This is a genomic window from Kitasatospora sp. MY 5-36 (assembly GCF_001182915.1).
Classification (GTDB): Bacteria; Actinomycetota; Actinomycetes; order Streptomycetales; family Streptomycetaceae; genus Kitasatospora.
On record NZ_LFVW01000964.1, the window covers coordinates 1 to 2,893 of the forward strand.

General features: G+C 74.3%; 2 protein-coding genes and 2 pseudogenes. 1 reads left to right on the forward strand and 3 read right to left on the reverse strand.

What is annotated here, in order from left to right; translation table 11 throughout:
- Positions 1-692 (forward strand): annotated as a pseudogene (locus AE652_RS38875) (hypothetical protein); the annotation flags it as partial.
- 7 nt (positions 693-699) lie between these two features.
- Here the strand turns inward: AE652_RS38875 and AE652_RS38880 are convergent.
- From AE652_RS38880 to AE652_RS38890, 3 genes and pseudogenes are all read right to left on the reverse strand, one after another.
- Positions 700-1,488, reverse strand: coding sequence for a type III pantothenate kinase (locus AE652_RS38880; protein ID WP_049660204.1), 789 nt, complete (start codon positions 1,486-1,488; stop codon positions 700-702).
- A gap of 47 nt (positions 1,489-1,535) precedes the next feature.
- Positions 1,536-2,504, reverse strand: coding sequence for a carboxylating nicotinate-nucleotide diphosphorylase (nadC, locus tag AE652_RS38885; RefSeq protein ID WP_049660205.1), 969 nt, complete (start codon positions 2,502-2,504; stop codon positions 1,536-1,538).
- A gap of 4 nt (positions 2,505-2,508) precedes the next feature.
- Positions 2,509-2,893: pseudogene (locus AE652_RS38890) on the reverse strand (L-aspartate oxidase); the annotation flags it as partial.

Sequence of the window (2,893 nt, forward strand, 5' to 3'; positions counted from 1 at the left end):
GTACGGCGGTGGCCGGTCCGGCGGCGGCCCCGTCCGCCGGTCCGGTCTCCGGCGCGGAGTTCCAGCGGATGCTCACCGAACTCCTGCCGTCGCCGACGGTGCAGGTCGGCGAGGCCCGGGGCACCGAGAGCGACACCCCGCAGTTGCGGCTGGTGGTGGACGACGGCCACGGCCCGGCGCAGTACCTGTTCTGGATCACCCGCTTCCCGGGTGGCGAGGACACCGACTGCCCGGCCGTGCCGACCGGCGACGACACCTGCACCCAGACCACCCTCCCGGGCGGCGGCCACCTGCGCCTCTACCAGGCCGGCACCCGGGACGGAGAGCCGGCCGGATCGAAGACCTGGTCGGCCAAGCTGACCGTGGACGGGTACCAGCTGATGCTCCAGGAATGGAACCGCAAGCCGCTGGAGCAGGGCACGCCGATCACCAGGACCGACCCGCCGCTGACCATGGACAAGCTCGCCGGGGTGGTCACGGACCCGCGCTGGAAGCAGGTCATGGCGGCCATTCCGCAGGCCTCGGCGGTGGGTTCGCTCCCGAGCCCCCGGTTCGGGGTCTCGGTGCCGCTGCCGACCCCGCTGACGGGGCCGACGCAGTTCACCGTCGACGTGCCCCCGTGGTCCGGCCTGACCCCGCCGCCGGGGGGCGGCCCGATCACCCTGCCGGCCACCCCGAGGCCCGGCAGCTGAGCGCCGCTCAGCTGCCGGGGCGGTTGCGCTCGTACACCAGGCGCAGGCCGATCAGGGTCAGCCAGGGCTCGTGCACGTCGATGGTGCCGGCCTCGCCGAGAACGAGCGGGGCCAGGCCGCCGGTGGCGATCACCTGGACGTCGTCCGGGTCCTTGGCGAGCTCCCGGGCCATCCGCTCGACCAGGCCGTCGACCTGGCCGGCGAAGCCGTAGAGGATGCCGGACTGCATGCCCTCGACGGTGTTCTTGCCGATCACGTTGCGGGGGCGGGCCAGCTCGATCTTGCGCAGCTGGGCACCGCGGACGCCGAGCGCCTCGACCGAGATCTCGATGCCGGGGGCGATCGCGCCGCCGACGTAGTCGCCGCGCGCGTTGACGGCGTCGAAGGTGGTCGCGGTGCCGAAGTCGACCACGATGCACGGGCCGCCGTACAGGTGGTTCGCGGCCAGCGCGTTGACGATCCGGTCGGCGCCGACCTCCTTGGGGTTGTCCATCAGGACGTGCACCCCGGTCTTCACGCCGGGCTCCACGATCACCGCGGGGACGTCGCCGTAGTAGCGGCGGGTCACCTCGCGGAGCTCGTGGAGCACGGCGGGGACGGACGAGCAGATCGCCAGGCCCTCCACCGCGGCCTCCTTCACCGCGGTGTGGCTGCCCATCAGCCCTTGCAGCAGCACCGCCAGTTCATCGGCCGTGCGGCGCGGATCGGTGGAGATCCGCCAGTGTTCCACCACGTCCTCGCCGTCGAACAGGCCGAGCGTGGTCTGGGTGTTGCCGACGTCGATGGTGAGGAGCACGGGGACGCTTTCTGCGAGTCGGGACGGGACTGCGGCCGACCTGACGGTCAGGCGCGCAGGTCCAGGCCGATGTCCAGGATCGGCGAGGAGTGGGTGAGCGCGCCCACGGCCAGGTAGTCGACACCAGTCTGGGCGACCTCGCGCGCGCTGGCCAGGGTCAGACCGCCGGAGGCCTCCAGCTTCGCCCGGCCGGCCACCAGCGCGACGGCCTCCTTCAGCTGGCCGACGGTGAAGTTGTCCAGCAGGATCAGGTCCGCCCCGGCCTCCAGCACCGGCGTGATCTGCTCCAGGGTGTCCACCTCGACCTCGACCGGCAGCTCCGGGTACGCGGCCCGGACGGCCCGGAAGGCCTCGGCCACGCCGCCGGCCGCGACCACGTGGTTGTCCTTCACCAGCGCGGCGTCCGAGAGCGCCATCCGGTGGTTGGCGCCGCCGCCGCAGCGCACCGCGAACTTCTCCAGCGCGCGCAGGCCCGGGGTGGTCTTGCGGGTGTCCCGGACGACGGCGCCGGTGCCCTCCAGGGCGTCCGCCCAGGCGCGGGTGGCGGTGGCGATGCCGGACAGGTGGCAGAGCAGGTTGAGCGCGCTGCGCTCGGCGGTCAGCAGGTCGCGGGTGCGGGAGCGGACCGAGAGCAGCACCTGGCCGGCCTCGACCCGGTCGCCGTCCTCGACGTGCCGCTCGACCTCGAACTCCTCCTCGCAGACCAGCGAGACGACGGCCTCGGCGACCCGCAGGCCGGCCACCACGCCGGCCTGGCGGGCGGTGAAGTCGGCGGTGGCGACGGCCTCGGCGGGCACGGTCGCCACCGAGGTGACGTCCTCGCCGCCGGCCAGGTCCTCGGCGAGCGCCAGGGTGGCGATGTCCTCGACCTCGACCGGGTCCAGCCCGGCCTGCTCCAGCAGCTCGGCGAGCTGCGGGTCCAGACCGGTCTCGTAGCCCTCGCCGTCCCCGCAGGCGCAGCCGTCGCCGCAGCCGCCCTGGTCGGCCAGGGGGAGTTCCTCGTGGGAGTGGGTCATGGTTCTACTGCTCCTCAGGGGTGCTGACGGGACCGCCGGTGGCGGCGAGGGTGGTGATCAGGTGGCGCCGCCAGTGGGCGTCGTCGCGCTCGGGGAAGTCCTCGCGCCAGTGGCAGCCGCGGGTCTCCTCGCGCTGCGCGGCGGCCGCGACCAGGGCGGTCGCGACCAGCAGCAGGTTGGCGGCCTCCCAGGTCTCCACCCGGGGGTCGGCCGGCTTCTCCTCGGCCACGTGGGAGCGGGCCTGCTCGGCGAGCAGGGCCAGTCCGGCCGCGGTGTCGGCCATCGACGCGGCGGAGCGCAGGATGCCCGCGCCGCGCGACATCAGCCGCTGGATCTCGGCGCGCGCCTCCGACGGGGGCAGCGGGACGGGCTGCGCGGCGCGGGCGGCG